Source organism: Faecalicoccus sp., from assembly GCF_036552745.1.
In the GTDB taxonomy this organism is placed as follows: Bacteria; Bacillota_I; Bacilli_A; order Erysipelotrichales; family Erysipelotrichaceae; genus Faecalicoccus.
In genome coordinates this window covers 1-2,365 of record NZ_JAXKBY010000134.1, presented here as the reverse complement: position 1 = coordinate 2,365, position 2,365 = coordinate 1, and the positions used below count along the sequence as shown (strand labels likewise).

Here is a 2,365-nt window from a genome sequence, read left to right as displayed (position 1 = left end):
TTCCAGTCGCCTTCTGCACCAAAGCCATAACCTTCCATCATCAGACGCTGAGAAGCCAGACCCGGAATCTGATCGAATTCGCCCAAATCATCGAAGTTAGTCGTAAAGCCCTTGGCTCCCTTATCTTTCAACAAACGACGCAAAGCGATTTCAGCCTTAGCCGAATTCCATACTTTGGTATAAGCTTCCGTACCTGGTTCTTCCAGTTTCGGATCATGATCATACTCAGCCCAATACTTTTCAACCAGAGCTTTTGTATCAGCGTCTTCTACGGCACGATAATAAACCATCAGGTCATTGATCGGGCAATAATCCACGTGATAACCCAAAGTCTGTTCGGCAGCTACCTTATCTCCATCGGTTACTGCCACGTTATTCATCTGATCACCGAAGCGAAGGATCAGCATATCCTGCGCATCTGCCCAAGCAGCGCAGACACGCATCCAGGCAGCGATCTTCTTCTGTGCGGCTTCATCCTGCCAATGTCCTACGACAACTTTACAGTTCTTACGCATCCGGGCACAGATATGGCCAAATTCGCGGTCGCCATGAGCCGACTGGTTCAAGTTCATAAAGTCCATATCCATCGTATCCCAGGGGATTTCCTTATTATATTGTGTATGGAAATGCAACAAAGGCTTCTTTAATTCCTGCAATCCATGAATCCACATCTTAGCCGGAGAGAACGTGTGCATCCAGGTAATCACACCAATACATTTATCATCGTTGTTGGCAGCCTTAAACGCAGCCGTTACTTCCTTAGCCGAATTAACGGTTCCTTTATAAACCACCTTGACTGGCAGATTTCCGCAGGCATTCAAGCCGGCAACCATTTCATTACTATGTGCATCTACGGCAATTACAGCATCGCCACCATACAATAACTGTGCACCTGTTACAAACCAAACTTCAAATTGATCAAATGAATTCATAGTATTACGTATTTATGTTAATAAATTGATTTACTTCTTTTGTCCATAATAAGCATTCGGACCATGCTTGCGGCTGAAGTGTTTTTCTACCAGCAGCGGATTCATCGTCAGTTGCGGATTAATCAGATAAGAGAAACACGCCATCTTGGCCACCTGTTCCATCACGACCGCATTGTGTACAGCATCGTGTGCGTCTTTTCCCCAAGCAAAAGGCCCGTGATTCTTCACCAGAACACCCGGAGTATGTACTGGATTCAAGCCTTCAAAGCGACGGACGATCACTTCACCGGTTTCCCGTTCGTAAGCGCCTTTCACTTCTTCAGCTGTCATATCCGCCGTACAGGGAATTGCATCATGGAAGTAATCGGCATGTGTTGTCCCGATATTCGGAATATCTTTGCCAGCCTGAGCCCAAGCAGTCGCAAACGTAGAATGAGTATGCACAACCCCACCTATTTCAGGAAAAGCCTTATACAATATAACATGAGTAGGCGTATCACTCGAAGGATTCAAATTCCCTTCTACTACCTTTCCTTCCAGATCGACTACTACCATATCTTCTGCTTTCATGGTCTCATAAGAAACTCCGCTGGGCTTGATAACAACTAACCCGCTTTCCCGGTCGATGGCCGACACGTTTCCCCAGGTAAAAATGACCAAACCATGTTTCACCAAGTCTAAGTTTGCTTGAAAAACTGTCTCCTTTAGCGCTTCTAACATCTTCTTCCTTTTTATAAATGTCACTTCCTGCCGGCAAAATCTCTTTTCAAACACCTTCATTCTTTCCCAACCGGCTCGATAGCGAAAGTAGGGTTTATTTTAATTCATTGAACCTCTAGTATATATGTTATGGAACATAATTTGTGTTTCTCATACACTTTTAACCATTTCTTCCGGAGAAAAGGACTCCTCAGAAAAGAGGTTGTCCGCTAAAAGTTATGTCTTCTTCATAAAAATCCTACTATCATTTAATTTTTTGACAGATGTGGTAAAGCTTTACGACAACTGTGAAAAAGCTTTTTGACATCTGTGCTAAAGCTTTTCGACAGATATGGAAAAATTAAAAAGTCATATCTTTTCAACTAAAAAGTTATAGTCATCTATTTCAGGTTCAACTTAAATGGTTACATTTGTTACACCTTATTATTAAAATAAAGATGATGAAAAACGTTGGTTACTTAATAACTCTGTTTCTGTTCTGCTTCTTCGCCGGGAACTGTAGTGCACAAAAAGAAGAGAAAAAGTCTTTGGTCATTATCAACGACAGATTCTTCGAGGAAAAACCGGAGCCCTTTCCTTGCGGAAAACCGATACAAATAGGAAACCTACATGATTCTATTCTAGGGAAAATCAGTATTACGAAATATGAAGGGATGTCGGAAGAAGCGAAACAACTGGCTATTCCGACTAATAAAGTAAAGAAGGGAGAAGCG

The 2,365-nt window shown here is 42.5% G+C and carries 3 protein-coding genes; 1 reads left to right on the top strand and 2 read right to left on the bottom strand.

Annotated features, from left to right (window positions below; all coding sequences use genetic code 11):
- Positions 1-932: L-arabinose isomerase family protein (locus tag U0M88_RS06475; RefSeq protein WP_442902237.1), on the bottom strand; the 932-nt coding region annotated here is incomplete at its 3' end.
- 30 nt (positions 933-962) lie between these two features.
- Positions 963-1,712, bottom strand: a complete 750-nt coding sequence (locus U0M88_RS06470) for an L-ribulose-5-phosphate 4-epimerase (RefSeq protein ID WP_442902236.1) — start codon at positions 1,710-1,712, stop codon at positions 963-965.
- Between the two features lie 377 nt (positions 1,713-2,089).
- Here U0M88_RS06470 and U0M88_RS06465 point away from each other — a divergent pair.
- A partial coding sequence (locus tag U0M88_RS06465) for a hypothetical protein (protein WP_331869282.1) occupies positions 2,090-2,365 on the top strand: 276 nt, incomplete at its 3' end.